General features: G+C 60.0%; 17 protein-coding genes. 11 read left to right on the top strand and 6 right to left on the bottom strand.

All coding sequences use genetic code 11. From position 1 onward, the window contains the following. Window positions 1-5: 5 nt before the first annotated feature. Window positions 6-1,031: a cysteine desulfurase family protein gene (locus tag AB731_RS10750; RefSeq protein WP_082126463.1), complete on the bottom strand. Its 1,026-nt coding sequence runs from the start codon at window positions 1,029-1,031 to the stop codon at window positions 6-8. A 104-nt stretch (window positions 1,032-1,135) separates the two neighbouring features. On the opposite strand from AB731_RS10750, the gene AB731_RS10745 reads away from it, so the two are divergent. Further along, window positions 1,136-1,792, top strand: a complete 657-nt coding sequence (locus AB731_RS10745; RefSeq protein WP_047094136.1) for an alpha/beta hydrolase — start codon at window positions 1,136-1,138, stop codon at window positions 1,790-1,792. Between the two features lie 161 nt (window positions 1,793-1,953). Then, entirely contained in the window at window positions 1,954-2,649 is a 696-nt protein-coding gene (locus AB731_RS10740; RefSeq protein ID WP_047094137.1) for a TonB family protein, read from the top strand. A gap of 19 nt (window positions 2,650-2,668) precedes the next feature. Here AB731_RS10740 and AB731_RS10735 read toward each other — a convergent pair whose 3' ends face one another. After that, entirely contained in the window at window positions 2,669-2,875 is a 207-nt protein-coding gene (locus tag AB731_RS10735) for a hypothetical protein (RefSeq protein WP_047094138.1), read from the bottom strand. A gap of 84 nt (window positions 2,876-2,959) precedes the next feature. On the opposite strand from AB731_RS10735, the gene AB731_RS10730 reads away from it, so the two are divergent. Continuing rightward, the gene (locus AB731_RS10730; protein WP_047094139.1) at window positions 2,960-4,807 is read left to right on the top strand and encodes a DUF885 domain-containing protein; all 1,848 of its coding nucleotides are present in this window, start codon (window positions 2,960-2,962) and stop codon (window positions 4,805-4,807) included. Between the two features lie 90 nt (window positions 4,808-4,897). Continuing rightward, window positions 4,898-5,056, top strand: a complete 159-nt coding sequence (locus AB731_RS14000; protein WP_156167444.1) for a hypothetical protein — start codon at window positions 4,898-4,900, stop codon at window positions 5,054-5,056. Between the two features lie 40 nt (window positions 5,057-5,096). Here the strand turns inward: AB731_RS14000 and AB731_RS10725 are convergent, their stop codons facing one another. The 3 genes from AB731_RS10725 to AB731_RS10715 all read right to left on the bottom strand — a co-directional run bounded on the left by AB731_RS10725 (window position 5,097) and on the right by AB731_RS10715 (window position 7,733). Beyond that, window positions 5,097-5,621 (bottom strand): DUF937 domain-containing protein, encoded by a 525-nt coding sequence (locus AB731_RS10725; protein ID WP_047094140.1) that lies wholly within the window; start codon window positions 5,619-5,621, stop codon window positions 5,097-5,099. Further along, a complete protein-coding gene (locus AB731_RS10720) occupies window positions 5,622-5,942 on the bottom strand; it encodes a hypothetical protein (RefSeq protein WP_047094141.1) in 321 nt (106 codons plus the stop codon). A 183-nt stretch (window positions 5,943-6,125) separates the two neighbouring features. Then, window positions 6,126-7,733 carry a phosphoenolpyruvate carboxykinase gene (locus AB731_RS10715; RefSeq protein ID WP_047094142.1) on the bottom strand — a complete coding sequence of 536 codons (1,608 nt, stop codon included), beginning with the start codon at window positions 7,731-7,733 and terminating at the stop codon, window positions 6,126-6,128. 248 nt (window positions 7,734-7,981) lie between these two features. On the opposite strand from AB731_RS10715, the gene AB731_RS10710 reads away from it, so the two are divergent. The 7 genes from AB731_RS10710 (at window position 7,982) to AB731_RS10680 (ending at window position 13,334) form a co-directional block, all read left to right on the top strand. Beyond that, complete coding sequence (locus tag AB731_RS10710; RefSeq protein WP_082126482.1) at window positions 7,982-8,800, top strand: response regulator transcription factor; 819 nt, start codon at window positions 7,982-7,984, stop codon at window positions 8,798-8,800. Further along, window positions 8,793-10,364 carry a stimulus-sensing domain-containing protein gene (locus AB731_RS10705; RefSeq protein ID WP_047094143.1) on the top strand — a complete coding sequence of 524 codons (1,572 nt, stop codon included), beginning with the start codon at window positions 8,793-8,795 and terminating at the stop codon, window positions 10,362-10,364. Before AB731_RS10710 ends, AB731_RS10705 begins: the two co-directional genes overlap by 8 nt. Before the next feature lie 10 nt (window positions 10,365-10,374). Continuing rightward, window positions 10,375-10,794 carry an HPr kinase/phosphorylase gene (locus AB731_RS10700; RefSeq protein WP_047094144.1) on the top strand — a complete coding sequence of 140 codons (420 nt, stop codon included), beginning with the start codon at window positions 10,375-10,377 and terminating at the stop codon, window positions 10,792-10,794. A gap of 45 nt (window positions 10,795-10,839) precedes the next feature. Then, window positions 10,840-11,748: an RNase adapter RapZ gene (gene rapZ, locus AB731_RS10695; RefSeq protein WP_047094145.1), complete on the top strand. Its 909-nt coding sequence runs from the start codon at window positions 10,840-10,842 to the stop codon at window positions 11,746-11,748. 67 nt (window positions 11,749-11,815) lie between these two features. Beyond that, window positions 11,816-12,220, top strand: a complete 405-nt coding sequence (locus tag AB731_RS10690; protein WP_047094146.1) for a PTS sugar transporter subunit IIA — start codon at window positions 11,816-11,818, stop codon at window positions 12,218-12,220. 25 nt (window positions 12,221-12,245) lie between these two features. Next, on the top strand, window positions 12,246-12,521 hold the full coding sequence (locus tag AB731_RS10685; RefSeq protein ID WP_047094147.1) for an HPr family phosphocarrier protein: 276 nt from the start codon (window positions 12,246-12,248) through the stop codon (window positions 12,519-12,521). 12 nt (window positions 12,522-12,533) lie between these two features. Then, complete coding sequence (locus AB731_RS10680) at window positions 12,534-13,334, top strand: TrmH family RNA methyltransferase (protein WP_047094148.1); 801 nt, start codon at window positions 12,534-12,536, stop codon at window positions 13,332-13,334. On the opposite strand, the gene AB731_RS10675 is transcribed toward AB731_RS10680, so the two are convergent. Then, window positions 13,331-14,746, bottom strand: a complete 1,416-nt coding sequence (locus tag AB731_RS10675) for a DNA recombination protein RmuC (RefSeq protein WP_047094283.1) — start codon at window positions 14,744-14,746, stop codon at window positions 13,331-13,333. The genes AB731_RS10680 and AB731_RS10675 overlap by 4 nt on opposite strands. Window positions 14,747-14,832 lie beyond the last annotated feature (86 nt).

Genomic DNA, 14,832 nt, shown 5'->3' with positions numbered 1-14,832 from the left:
ACGGGTCAGCCCAAAGAGGACCACGCCGCTGCAAACGCATCCAATTCCTCTGAAGTAGTGTTCCACCCCAGCGACACGCGAATTGTGCGGCGCGCCGTATCTGCGTCCAGCCCGAATGCCTGCAACACGCGGCTTGGCTTCATGGAGCCGGAGGAACACGCGCTGCCCGCCGATACCGCAAAGCCCATCGCATCCAGCCTGATGAGCAGCGCCTGCGCGCTCATCGTAGGATGCATGAGCGGCAGGATATAATCGACCTGCTCGCCAATGACCTGACGCATGCCATCAAACTTGCCTAGAAAAGCGGCGCGTTCGTCCGGCAAGGTCGCCCAATCACTGTTCTCCAGCGCAGCGGCCATGCCCATCACATCGGGCAAATTTTCGGTCCCGCGCCGATAGCCGCGCTCATGCCCGCCGGATGGCTTCAGCATCGCGAAATCCTTCACCAGCAGGGCGCCAACTCCGATAGGACCGCCGAATTTGTGCGCGGACAGGATGGCCATGTCGGCCAGCAACGGGATTGCAAGCTTGCCAGCACTTTGCGCGCAGTCGGCCAGTGACAGTCCGCTTGCTCCGGCGACTATCGGCGCAATTTGCGCATAATCCTGAATGGTGCCGGTCTCCGAATTCACGTGCTGCACGGCGACAAGCGGGCGCTCCCGGTCCACAGCTTCCGCCAGAATTTCCAGATCAGGCGCGCCATTGCGGCCCATTGGCAAATTTTCCGCATCGGGCACCGTGCCAAGAATACAGTCATGCTCCACCAGACTTACCAACCGTGCCCCTGCGTTTGCGTGGACAAGAGCAAGCGCCGCCGCCTCGCTCGCGCCGCTGGTGAAGATCAGCTCTCCCTCCCAGCCGAGCGCGTTCTTGCAGCGCTCCCGCGCATCTTCCAGCGCGGCTTTGGCCTTGCGCCCTTCTGCATGGGGAGAGCTGGGATTGGCCCAGATCGCAAAGCCTTCCTCCATCGCGGCACGCGCCTGCGGGCGCAGCGGCGTGGTCGCGGCGTGGTCCAGATAAACACGGGTCATGTCAGATTGATTGCGAAACGCAGCATAATGCCTATATAGCCGCCAACTTCGCCCGCGCCAGTGGTGCGCGGGGACAACCACATCAGCCAAGGCCAAACACGCCCATGCCGCACGTCATTTTTCCCGGCCCCGAAGGCCGTCTCGAAGGTCGCTTCTCCCCCGGTCCGCGTCCGCGCGCTCCCGTTGCCATGATCCTGCACCCGCATTCGCAGGGCGGCGGCACCATGAACGACCGGATCGTCCAGTCGCTGTACAAGACTTTCGTCAATCGCGGTTTTGCCACATTGCGGTTCAACTTTCGCGGTGTCGGGCGCAGCCAGGGCAGCTTCGACAACGGTATCGGTGAGCTTTCCGATGCGGCGAGCGCGCTCGATTGGGTGCAGCAAATCCACCCTGAAGCGCAGGTAACCTGGGTTGCAGGCGTCAGCTTTGGCGCGCTGATCGGCATGCAATTGCTGATGCGCCGCCCGGAAATTCGCGGCTTCATCTCGGTTGCACCGCCTGCAAACATGTATGATTTCAGCTTCCTCGCCCCCTGCCCCGCCTCCGGCATTTTTGTGCAGGGCGCGGCAGATACCGTGGTTCAGCCGAACTCTGTCGTGAAGCTGGTGGAAAAGCTGCGCACGCAGAAGCACATCACCATCCATCACGATGAAATTCCGCGGGCCAATCACTTCTTCGAGAACGAGCAGGAGGAATTGATGAAGTCAGTCGACAATTATCTCGACTTCCGACTCGACCCGAGCTGCCCGATTACCTGATGCGCTGAAACCTGCGCTGCGGCGGGGTTTTCGGCCTCAAATGCCTGAATTCAAAAGCCGGCCCCTGCCCTTGCAGCGGGCCGGTTTTTCGTGCGCGCTTGCCAACAACGATCCTTTATGTGTATGTTACAGTATAACATTACTAATGAGAGGAACTTACCATGGCCTATACAGATGCAGGATCAGACCCCGCTATCCGCGGCAAAGCGGCTGTTACAGTTATAGGGATCCATGCCCTTCTGGGGTTCGGACTGGTTGCCGGCCTCGCGGTGAAATCCATCATTGTCGAACCGGAACCCGACATTATCGGAACCGAAGTGATTTATGATGTGCCACCGCCTGTCGATCCGATTGAACCCGTGCCGGAAACACCCGTTCCGCCAACAAGCACACCGCAGGTGCCGGACAGTCCATTCGTCTTCACCACCCCCACCGATATCACCGTGGCACCGGTAACCGACAGCGAACCGTTTGTGGTGCGCGTTCCTACGCCTTCGCCAATCCCGATGCCCGGCACCAACCCCGGGCCGGTTCCAACGCCCAGTCCTGAGCCAATAATCGCGCCGGTCAGCGCGACGCCGAATAACGGCCCGACCGGCTGGATCACGAACAATGATTATTCGCGCAGCGATCTGACGCGCGGGCGTGAGGGTACCGCTAGCTACCGGCTTGTCGTTGGCAGTGATGGCCGTGTGGATGCCTGTGAAATCACGTCCGGCACGGGCCATGCCAGCCTTGATCGCACAACCTGCCGCCTGATCGAGCGCCGCGCACGGTTCAATGCGGCGACTGACAACCGCGGTGCGCGGGTTGTGGGCACCTATAGCGGCAGCGTCACCTGGAGAATTCCGGAATAGGAGCGCACTACCTAATAGGCTAGTTTTCCCCGCTGGCGGCGACATCCGACAAGGATCCGCCGTCAGCTGTGGGGATTAGCCAGATCGCGACATTGACGATCATGACTGCGGCCAGCACCGCCATCAGCACCGCCTGTTTTGTGTTGCCGCGCCGGTAAAGGAAGAAGGCGCCCGCCAGCAGAGCGAATGCAGCAAGGATCACGATAGAAACGATAAAGTCGAACATAGTGCAGCCAATAGCGGCCTGCGGCGACCTGCGCCAGAGCCTGCCCGCTTGACGAGGGCGGCGTCTTGGGCGACCACCGCTGCCATGCAAAAACTGATCAACGCTCCGCTGTCCCGCCGCACTTTCATCGGCGCGCTTGGGACCACTACCGCTCTCACTGTGCTGCCGGGATGCGCAACTATTCCTGTATCCGGGATCGCGAATGCCGGGCAATCTGCCGGGCAAGCGCTGCTGGACGATATTGCATGGAACCTGCTCCGCCATGAGCCGACCCGCGCCAGCAGTCTTGGCGTGGACACGGGCGAACATGCGTATTTGCGAAGCCAGCTGGGCGATGCGACGCAGGCCGGGCAGAACGCCAAGGCCGCAACACTTTCCGCCGATCTTGAACGCGCACGGCAGTTCCCGAAAATCGGCCTTGATCCGGCGATGCGGACAAGTTTCGAAGTTGTCGAAAGCGCCTATGCGACGGCGGTTGAAGGCCTTGCCTTGCCCTATGGCGATATTCCTGTCGGCAGCTGGCGCACTGCGCCTTATCCGGTCATCCAGAATGTTGGCGCTTATGTAGATTTGCCGCGCTTCCTCGATTCCGATCATCCGGTGCGCGACGAGGCCGATGCCGAAGCCTATATTGCGCGTCTGGAAGAGGTCCCCGGTGTACTTGCCGGAGAGCTGGAGCGGATGCAATCGGCGCGCAATATGGGCGTTATCCCGCCCGATTTCCTGCTCGACCGAGCGCTTGACCAGATGGAGCGCCAGTTGCGCGATTCCATGGAAGGCGGCGCACTTGTGGAATCGGTCGTCAGGCGCACGAACGAGGAAGGCATTGCCGGTAACTGGCAGTCGCGCGCGAATTCCATCGTGACCGGCCAGATCGCCCCTGCGCTCGAGCGCCAATTCGCGGAATTGCGTGTACAGCGCGGCATCGCCGGTAGCGCACCCGGCATGAGCGCGCAGCCGGAAGGTGACGAATGGTACCGCTGGAGCCTCAAATCCAGCACGACAACCACCATGTCACCCACCGAAATCCATCAACTTGGCATCGATACGCTGGCCGATATCCACGGCCAGATGGACCCGATATTGCGCAGCCTTGGTTATACCGAAGGCAATCCCGGCCAGAGGATGATCCAGCTTTCACAGGATGACCGCTTCAAATTTGCCGAAGGTGACGCGGGACGCGCGGAAATCATGCGCTTTCTGGAAGAGCGGATTGACTGGATCCGAGGCGAAATGCCGCGCGCATTCAGGCGCGTGATTAATCCGGAGGTCGCAGTACGCCGCATACCCCAGAACGAAGAACTGGGTGCGCCTACTGCCTATGGCGGTGCCCCGGCAGTAGATGGATCACGCCCCGGTACGTTCTGGATCAATCTGCGCGATACCGATTTGCACCGGAAATATGATTTGCCGACACTCACTCATCACGAAGCGATTCCCGGCCATGTATGGGAAGGCGAATATTCCAACCAGCTGCCGCTGATCCGCGCTATTCTTGCTTTCAATGCCTTCAGTGAAGGCTGGGCGCTTTATGCCGAGCAATTGGGAGACGAAATGGGCGCTTATGACGACAATCCCGCATGGCGGCTCGGCTACCTGCAGGCGATGGCATACCGCGCCATTCGCCTGGTGGTGGATACCGGCCTGCACGCGCAAGGATGGGGCCGGCAGCAAGCCATCGACTTCTTCCACAGCAATAGCGGTGTCGGCGTTGCAGAAACGACCAATGAGATCGACCGCTATTGCAGCTGGCCCGGCCAGGCCTGCGGTTACATGGTCGGCAAGCTTGAAATCCTGCGCCAGCGAGAGCGCGCTATGCAAGCCTTGGGCAGCGCTTACGATCTGCGCGACTTCAATCTTGCGGTGGTCGAGGGCGGGAATGCTCCGCTCGATGTGCTCGCCGGGAATATCACGCGCTATTTAGGCAGCTGACCTGCAAAGCTGGCGTTAGCCATCTTTGGTACGGCGAATTTAACCATTGCTGGCCGACCCTCGCTGCTGGACGCGAGGAGGAGTCCACCAATGATGACATTTCTCGTGATTGCCGCGATGGGCGTAATGCTGCTGATGCTGGTGCCGCGCCCTGACGTGCGCTGGCAGCGCCTCGGCTCTCGCGGAGGCGCTGCCATGCTTATCGGGCTCGGTCTTTTCGGCAGTGTCCATGCGGCGCTAACGCTTTAGCCGGTTGGCGTAACCGGCCTGCAATTACCGCGTGGACCAATTACCTTTTAGCCATGCTGCCGATAATCGAACCAAGAATACCGCCCAAGGCACCGCCTCCGGCAGTGCCGGAGGCTGCACTGGCTTGCCCTGCACTTCCCTGGGTTGCCTGACGGGTCATGTATCCAACCACAGCCATGGCGAGGATCGGCAGCATCCGCTTCAGCAGCGATTCGTCCAGGCCGGTAACCGCCGCGACTTCGCCCGCGACCGAACGGCTGACATCCTTGTTACCGAAGATGTTGCCAAGGATATCGTTGCCTTGCTGGACCGGGGTCGGCTGCTTGCCGAGCACCGCATCAAGCAGGCCTCCTCCAGCGCCGCCGCCAAGCAGGGCACCGGCAAGGCCGCCCAGTCCGCCCAGCGGGTCCGAACCGCCGCCTGCGGTGGAGCTGCGTCCCATTCCGGCCACGATGGCTGGCAGCAATGCGCCGGCACCGGTGCGGGCCGTCTGCTCGTCAATATCAAGTTCGCGCGCCATGCTTTCGATGACGCCCGTTTGCTGCAATATCTGTGCAAGGCTCATCTACTTTTTCCCGAACAGGCCGCTGGCCATGCCAGCGATATCGTTCAAAGGATTTCCGTCGTGATCCTTGTCCAGCATCTGCATGAAACCGGTGAGCGAGCCTTCGCCGCCAACTTGCTCCATCACCTTTGACAGCACGCCCTTGTCGATGCCGCTCTTGTCGGCTGCGACTTGCAATGTGTCACCATCGGCCTGATGGCCTTCTGTCAGTGAAGCGATCGCCTTTTCTGCGGTTTCCTGATCGATACCAAGCTTGTCCGCCATGTTTTTCACCGTAGGGTGATTGTGCACCGCGCTGCTGATTTGATCGAAAATGCTCATGGGTCGTTCTCCTGTTGGTTATGATTTTGAAACGAACGAGACCATGATTCGTGCCCTGTGAAGTGCGTGGTGAAGTGCGTGGTGAAGTGCGTGGTGAAGTGCGTGGCCCCGCTCCGGCCCAGACTATCGTCTGTTCCGTGCGGGGCCATCCCCTCCAATTGTAAAAAAGTGTCAGGCGGGCTGTTATGCGAGCTGGGGCGCAGCCTTCCTTACGCCTTCATCGACATGGGCGGCGAAGGGCTGGAAATTGTCCACAAACAACTGCACCAGCTTTTCTGCCGTGCGGTCGTACGCGTCCTTGTCCGCCCATGTGCTGCGCGGATCGAGGATTGTCTGGTCGATCCCGGCCTCTGCCAGAGCTGGCACGCTGACAGGGACTTCAAAGCCGAAGTTCGCGTCCTTACGGTATTCCACCGTGTCCATCTTGCCATCAAGCGCGGCATTGAGCAGTGCCCGGGTGGCCTTGATCGGCATACGGTTGCCGGTGCCGTATTTGCCGCCGGTCCAGCCGGTGTTGATCAGCCAGCACTGCACCCCGCCCCTGGCAATCCGCTCTTTCAGCAGATTGCCGTAAACTGACGGGTGGCGCGGCATGAAGGGCGCACCGAAACAGGTGCTGAAGGTCGCCTCTGGCTCAGTCACACCGATTTCGGTTCCGGCAACCTTGGCAGTGTAGCCGGACAGAAAGTGATACATGGCCTGATCGGGTGTCAGCCGCGCAATCGGAGGCAGAACGCCAAACGCATCGGCGGTCAGCATGATCACATTCGATGGCACGGGGCCAAGGTTTTCTGCAGACGTATTGGGAATATATTCAATCGGATACGCCCCGCGCGAATTTTCCGCGAGGCTGTTATCGTCGAAGTCCAGTTCGCGGGTTTGCGGGTCCATCACGACGTTTTCCAGCACCGTGCCGAACATGCGGGTTGTGGCATAAATCTCCGGCTCTGCCTCTTCGGAAAGACGGATCATCTTGGCATAGCAACCACCTTCGAAATTGAAGACGGACTGGTCGGACCAGCCATGTTCGTCATCGCCAATCAGAGTGCGGCTGGCATCGGCGGAAAGCGTAGTCTTGCCGGTTCCCGACAGGCCGAAAAATACGGCTGTCTTGCCATCCGCGCCAGTATTCGCGCTGCAATGCATCGGCATCACGCCCTTGGTCGGCAGCAGGTAATTCAGCACACCGAACACGCTCTTCTTCATTTCGCCGGCATACCGCGTGCCGCCAATCAGAATCAGCTTTTCAGAAAGATTTACCGCGACCACAGTTTCGCTGCGGGTCCCGTGGCGCGCCGGATCTGCCCGAAAACTGGGCAAATCGATGATTGTGTATTCAGGATCGAAGCCGTCCAGCTCTTCGACAGTTGGGCGGCACAGCAAAGTGCGGATAAACAGATTGTGCCATGCCAATTCGTTTACCACCCGCACTTTTACCCGGTGTTCAGGCTGGGAGCCGCCGAACAGATCCGCGACGTATAGCGTATCTTTTTTACCCAGTGCGGCGAGGAAATCTGTCTTGAGCGCGGCGAAATGTTCCGGCGTCATTGAGGCATTGTTGTCCCACCACACGGTATTTTCCGTCTCGGCATCGCGGACGATAAACTTGTCTTTCGCGCTGCGCCCGGTGTGTTTGCCGGTTTCTACAACCAGAGGTCCGCCTTGCGCCAGCAGGCCCTCTCCATTGGCAACGGCTCTTTCAACCAGTTCTGGCCGGTTAAGGTTCGCGTGGATGGTTGCAGATGTTGCGAAACCCTGGGCGGAAAGCGGGACAGAAAGCGAAGCGGACAAGATGATGCTCCTAAAAAAGCGCAAATGGTATGATGCACATGCATTGCTGGTGCATTCGTATGCGCGAGAAAGTTGAGCTGCGCATAGGGGCGCGAAAATGCTGCGTCAATTTGCCAAATGGTGGATTCTTACGCTTTTCCCGATGTTACCGTTCACAATCCGATAAAATGGTTTTCCTCCGGGGCAACGTGCAGCAAAGTTGTGCAAAGGGCCGCGAAAAGTTAGTCCCGCTGCAGGCAAGGCAGGCAATGACTCAGGCAAACGATCAACATACCAGTGAAAAGCAGACACATGATCTGCCCGAAACCGCGCAGAACCGCGGCGCGGAAGACGATTCTGCTGCGAATGACAGCCAACGCGTCATCGCGCTGGTCGATGATGATCGCAACATTCTGACCACCTTGTCTATCGCGCTGCAGGCCGAAGGTTATGCCACCCGGGTCTATTCCGATGGAGAGGCCGCGCTGGCCGCGCTGCAATCCAATCCGCCCGATCTTGCCGTGTTCGACATCAAGATGCCGCGTATGGACGGGATGGAACTGTTGCAGCGGCTTCGCGCTGATTCAGATCTTCCGGTGATCTTCCTGACCAGCAAGGACCAGGAAGAAGACGAGGAAGCCGGCCTTGCGATGGGCGCAGACGATTATATCGCCAAACCATTCAGCCAGCGACTGCTGCTCGCCCGTATCCGTGCAATCTTGCGCCGCGCCGCTCCGGTAGAGGAAGGCCACGACCCCGCCCCCGGCGCACCAACCGCCGCGAACGGTCTGATTGTTCGCGGCCGCTTATCGATGGATCCTGCACGTCATCAGGTGACTTGGGACGGTGACAATGTCAGCCTGACGGTCACCGAATTCCTAATATTGGAAGCCCTTGCCCAGCGCCCCGGCGTTATCAAAAGCCGCAATCAGCTGATGGACGCAGCCTATCCTGACGACATCTTCGTCGATGACCGCACAGTAGATTCGCATATCAAGCGCTTGCGCCGCAAATTCCGCGCCGTCGACCCGGGTTTTGGTGCGATCGAAACGCTTTACGGGGCGGGATACAGCTTCTCAGATGGCTGAAGAGACAGAGGAAGCCAGCCGCCTTGAACGGCTCGCCTTTCCCATTGGGACATCGCTCACCAAGCGGATACTTGCTGTCAATCTCATCCCGTTGCTGGTGCTGGCGGGCAGCTTGTTTTTCCTCGATTCCTACCGCCGGCAATTGCTGGACGAACGCTTCAAATTGGCCCGTATCGAAGCGCAGATCACAGCCGAGGCGCTGGCCGGTGCCAACGTCGCGCGGCAAGAAGCCCTGCTCAGCCAGATCGGCCGAGAACAGAGCATGCGGCTGCGCATGTATGATGGCGACGGCAAGCTGATCGCGGACAGCTTTTTGCTGGATGATCCCAGTTTTGCATTTGACGATCCGGTGGCAGAGCCGCTGCTGGAAGATGTTGCCCGGTGGACAGATGATGCCGTGAACGTCGTGGTCGGCGCGCCAGTGGCCCCGGCCTATATCGAACCGGAAAGCACCGATGCCGATGCCTGGCCGGAGCTTGCCCGCGTGCGCCAACAGGGTCTCAGCCAGATCGAATTGCGCCGCGCGCCCGATGGTACGCCTGTAATCAATGCCGCCGCGCCCGTCGGCAGTAATGGTGCAAGCCTGCTGACCACGCGCAACGCAGTGGATATCACGCAGGCTGTGCGCAGCGCGCGTAGCAGTCTGATGACGATTATTCTGCTGACATTGTTGGTGTCGACAGTGCTGTCGCTCTATCTGGCGTCCACGATCATCGATCCTTTGCGGCGGCTCGTCCGGGCAACGCAGCGTGTACGGCTCGGCCGGGAGCGCGACATCGAAGTCCCGCGAATGCAGGAACGGGGCGATGAAATCGGGATGCTCGCCCGTGCAGTATCGGACATGACGGCCACCCTGCGCCACCGGATTGATGCGGTGGAAAGCTTCGCTGCCGATGTCGCGCATGAAATCAAGAACCCGCTCGCATCGCTGCGCAGCGCGACGGAATCGATGCCGAAGGTGACAGATCCTGATCTGCTGGCGCAATTGGTCGATGTCGCAGCCCATGATGTGCAGCGGATCGACCGGCTTGTTTCGGAGATTTCCGAAGCCAGCCGCATCGATGCAGAACTTAGCCGTGCCAAGTTCGAACCTGTCGACCTGTGCCTGCTGTTCGCCAATGTTGTCGCGCGCAAGCAGGATCGCGGCGAAACGCGCGGCTGCCAGATCGAAGTACAACGCCAGCAAACACCGGCGCGTGTCATGGGCGTGCCGATCCGGCTGGAACGTGTCGCTGAAAACCTGCTCGACAATGCCATCTCCTTCTCGCCTGAGGGGGGCCGGATACTGGTAAGCATCACCCAGGCCGATGGCCGCGTGGCAGCCAGCGTTTGCGATGAAGGCCCGGGCATCCCCGAAGACGCACGCGAGAAGGTATTCCGCCGCTTCCACTCGCATCGGCCGGATGAGGAAAGTTTCGGCAATCACAGCGGTCTTGGCCTTGCCATCGGGCGCACAATTGCAGAAGCGCACGATGGTACGCTGCGGGTGGAGGATGCGCCGGCCGAATTGGGCGGTGCATGCCTGACACTGGAATTGCCTGCCGCGCGGACACCAGGCGTTTGAAGGGACAAAAATGACCGACGTTATGGCAAATGTCAGCTGCGTATCCATGCGCGGACGGGGAGTCCTGATTTGCGGAGAACCCGGCAGCGGGAAGTCCAGCTTGGCGCTTGCCTTGCTTGATCGGGGCGGCGTACTGGTGGGCGATGACGGCGTATCCCTGGAATGGGACGGCACACGCATCCTTGCCTCGCCCCCGCCGAACACCGAAGGGTTGATCGAAATCCGCAATGTCGGCCTGCTTGAAGTGCCCGCAACCAGCGCGCCTGTTTCGATCGTGATCAATCTTGCACCGGATGCTGATCGATTGCCGTTAGGCCACGGCCAAGCCTTGTTGATCGGGCGGGAAATACCGCAGGTCGATCTTTATCCTGACACCTATGTTCTGGCGATGCGGGCCGAAGCTGCGTTGGAAATCCACGGCCTGCCCTAAGGTCGGGACTTCACTTTTGTTCAATCTGCGCCCACATCACGTTTTATGGGAGAGAAGCCTCAAGTAACGCCTCAGCGCATACTGCTGGTCACAGGAATGCTCGGCGCGGGAAAATCCACCGCGCTACGGGAACTTGAAGATCTGGGATGGGAATCCATCGACAATTTTCCGATCCGCCTGCTGGATAGGCTGGTGGGCCAGGACAGTGATGCATTCTCCCTGGCCATCGGATTTGACTGCCGCACCCGCGGGTTTGTGCCATCCGATGTGATCGATCAGGTCAAACACTGGGTGGAGGAAGAAAATATTCCGATCACCACGCTGTTCCTCGATTGCACCGGCAACGAGCTGGAGCGGCGCTTCAATGAAACACGCCGGCGGCATTTCCTGGCGCAGGATCTTCCTGTCGCATCGGGAATAGCGGCAGAGCGCGAATTGCTGGCCCCGCTGCGGCGCTGGGCCGATGTGCTGATCGACACGACCGATTTTACCGTGAACGATCTGAAACAGACGATCCGTGAGCAATTTTCACAATCCGCGCCGCAGCAGATGACGGTTACCGTTTCCAGCTTCGGTTTTTCGCGCGGAACGCCGCCCACTGCCGATCTGGTCTTCGACATGCGTTTCCTCGACAATCCGCATTGGCAGGAAGGCCTGCGTGAGCAGACCGGGCTGGATGCGCCGGTGGGTGAATTTATCGAGCGAAACGCGGTTTTTGCGTCCTCTTTCGAAAAGATTCGTTCATTGCTGCTGGAACTGCTTCCGCACTACGCAGAGCAAGGCAAGGCCTATGTAAACATTGCGTTCGGTTGTACCGGCGGGAGACACCGCTCTGTCTACACGGCGGAGAAGATGGCGCAGGTCTTGCGCGACGCAGGCTTTTCGCCCACGGTCCTCCATCGCAATCTTGGATCGCGCGCAGCGGAACTCGTGGAAGGCACACAGCACCCGTGACCGGCTATCGCACTTCCCCTACTGCGCATGAACCAAAACAGTCGCGCCGCAAGAGCATGCATTCCTGATGATCGGTATAATCCTGGTTACCCACGGCCGCCTGGCCGAAGAATTCGTTGCCGCGATGGAGCATGTCGTCGGCACGCAGGAAGATGTAGCAACGATCTGCATCGGTCCGCATGACGATATGGAACAACGCCGGGCCGATATCGCCGATGCCATCGCGCGGGTCGATAGCGGATCTGGCGCAATCATGCTGACCGATCTGTTCGGGGGCACGCCTTCCAATCTGGCCATATCCTTGCTGCAGCCGGGCAAGACCGAAGTGATCGCTGGCATCAACTTGCCCATGCTGATCCGGTTGGCGGGCGCGCGCAAGGACATGCCTCTGACCAAGGCGGCAGAAGCCGCGCGCGAGGCTGGCCGTACATATATCACCGTGGCGTCCGAGTTTCTCGGTCAGCACGCATGAATTCCGGGCCGAGGGGAGCTTTCGTTTGAACGGGCACAGCAAACAAATCCTGATCGTCAACAAGCGCGGCCTGCACGCCCGCGCCAGCGCCAAATTCGTAGCCGCTGCCGCTGCCATGGACGGCACCACGGTTACGGTCACCAAAGACAGCAATTCTGCGCTGGGCGGTTCGATCCTCGGCCTGATGATGTTGGGCGCGGCAAAGGGTGATACCATCACGCTGACAGTCGAAGGCGAAGCCGCCGCAGCGCGCCTGGTTGAACTGGCGATGCTGGTCGAAACCGGCTTCGGCGAAGACTAGGCAATTTGCGCCATGCGCCGCACAATAACCGGCTATTCCAATCCCACGGTCAAATATCTGCGCAGCCTGCGCGATAAGAAACACCGCAAGCGCGAAGGCAAGTTCCTCGCCGAAGGCCTGCGCTTGTTGACCGACGCGCTGGAAAGCGGACGCGTACCTGAAATGCTGGTGATGGCCGAAGCGCGCGATCCGCACCCCTTGCTTGATGCGCTGGAAGACGCAGTGGATGCTGCGGGCGGCGAAGTGATCGAGACCTCGCCAGACATTCTTTCAAAAATCACCGGCAAGGATAACCCGCAAAGCGTCACCGGCGTTTTCGCAGAATTTGACACCTCGCTTGGCGCGCTGAACCGGTCCGCCGCGCCGATCTGGCTGGTGGCACAGGCACTGCGCGATCCGGGCAATCTGGGCACCATGCTGCGCACCGGGGATGCGCTGGGCGCTGGCGGGCTGATCCTGATCGACGATTGCGCCGATCCGTTCAGCGTAGAGGCGGTGCGCGCCAGCATGGGCGCCGTTTTCACGCAAGCTATCGCCCGCGCGCCGTGGGACGAATTTATCGCATGGCTTCGTCAAGCAGAAGGACAGCTTGTCGCCGCAAGCCTGCGCGATGCAGTACCCTATCGCGGCGCGCCCTACTCTGCGCCGTGTTTTGTGCTGGTCGGCAACGAATCGCGCGGCCTGCCAGAGGAATATGAGGCCGCCTGCGATCTGCGCGTGACCATGCCGATGCGCGGGCGGGCGGACAGTCTGAACGCCGCCGTTGCCGCCGCCGTGCTGGGGTATGAAGTGCTCGCCTCGCTGGAAAGCTAGTCGCCCGAAGACAGCAGAGTTTTCTCATCACCGGACACATCCGCGCTGGTATAACGCGGCGCGCTTTCGACCAGCGGAACCTCGTCGATTTCCTTCTTGCCGATCTCGATGCCCTTTTCCTGCATCCGCCGCGCGGAGGAGAGGACGTTGCGTTCAAAGCTGCCGACGAACTTGTTGTAATTGTTTACCGCCGTTTCCAAACCGCCGCCGACCCGTTTCAGGTGCGAAGCTGCGGTTTCCAGCCGCGAATACAGCTCTGCCCCCATCCGCCCGATTTCCTGTGCTTCGGAAGCCAGCGCATCCTGCCGCCAGACCTGCGCCACAGTGCGGGCAATGGCGACGAGGTTGGTCGGTGTGGCCAGCAGCACGCGGTTGTCGAAGGCGTAATCCCACAGCGTCGGGTCCGCTTCCAATGCGGCGGCAACGAAGTGCTCTCCCGGCACGAACATCACGACGTAATCGGGCGCTTCTTCAAATTGGCTCTGGTAACTTTTCGCACCTAGCGTCTGCACGTGGTTACGCATGCTCTTGGCATGCAGCGCCATGTGCCGCGCCCGCTCGTCATCGTCATCGGCCTCGAACGCGGCCTGATAGGCGTTCAATGACACCTTGGAATCAATCACCAGCTTCTTCTGACCCGGCACATTCACAATCGCATCGGGCCGCATCCGGCCTTCATCGGTGTCCATCGATTGCTCAAGGTGGAAATCGGTATGCTCTGCCAGCCCGCACTGTTCGAGCAGGTTTTGCAGCGCCCGCTCTCCCCAGCGCCCGCGCGCCTTGGGCGCATTGGTGAGCGAATTACCGAGCCGCTGCGCTTCGCGCCGCACCTCTTCCTGCCCCAGCCGCATTGTTTCGATCTGCTGGTTCAGCTTGGCAAAGGCATCGGTGCGCTGCCGCTCCAAGGAACCAACCTGCTCTTCATATTTGAGCAGACGGTCGTTGACGGGTTTCAGCAGATTGGCGACCGCTTCCTTGTTTGCCCGCTCTGAATTTCCAAAACGTTCGGCAGCATCGGCGATGAATTTTTCCTGCGCCTTGCCCAGCACTTCACTGCCCGCAGCGCGGAACTGGATGAGCAATTCCTCGCGCGCTTCTTTCATCAAGGTGATCTGCTTGTCGTGATTGGCCGCATCGGCCTTCAGCGTTGCGAGATCTGCGCGCAGCCCTTCCCGGTCAACCCGCACGGTTTCCAGCTGCTCCGCCAAAACATCGGCCTTTTCCGCCCGCACGCTTGCGCCTTCCAATTCGACAATCGCCTTGCGAAATTTGTCGTCCAGCTCCCGCGCGTCGCCTTCCCTCGCCGCAAGCCGCTCCCGCAAATCAGCGACAGGACGGGATCCGAAGAACCAGCCAGCGACCGCACCCAGCACAAGCGCGGCAAGAATGAGAAGAATTGCAGTTGTTTCCATGTCCGGAACATAGCTGGAACGCGAAAAATCGCAAAGCGCAATTCGGAACAAATCCCCCGCCCCGTTCGCTCCATATCGGAAGGAGA

It is taken from the genome of Aurantiacibacter marinus (assembly GCF_001021555.1).
Taxonomy (GTDB): domain Bacteria; phylum Pseudomonadota; class Alphaproteobacteria; order Sphingomonadales; family Sphingomonadaceae; genus Alteraurantiacibacter; species Alteraurantiacibacter marinus.
The sequence above is the reverse complement of the archived record's forward strand: the minus strand, read 5'-3'. Positions and strand labels throughout refer to the sequence as shown.